Annotated in this window: 1 protein-coding gene; it reads right to left on the reverse strand. The window is 58.0% G+C overall.

Annotated features, from left to right (window positions below; translation table 11 throughout):
- The coding region (locus ACZ92H_RS29570; RefSeq protein ID WP_465051987.1) for an EF-Tu/IF-2/RF-3 family GTPase at positions 1–345 on the reverse strand (345 nt) is incomplete at both ends.

A 345-nucleotide genomic window follows, 5' to 3' on the forward strand; every position in this document is an offset into this window, starting at 1 on the left:
TGATCGAGCCTGGCTTTGCCAGAACTTGACCACGTTGCACGTCTTCACGCTTGGTGCCGCGCAGCAGCAGACCAACGTTGTCGCCTGCTTGACCTTGGTCCAGCAGCTTGCGGAACATTTCCACGCCAGTGCAAGTCGTTTTGACGGTATCGGTGATACCAACGATTTCGATCTCTTCGCCGACTTTAACAATGCCGCGCTCGATACGACCGGTGACTACGGTACCGCGACCCGAGATCGAGAACACGTCTTCCACTGGCATCAGGAACGCACCGTCAACAGCGCGCTCTGGCGTTGGGATGTAAGCATCCAGCGCATCGGCCAGACGCAGCACTGCGTCAACGC

The organism is Janthinobacterium foliorum, assembly GCF_978021625.1.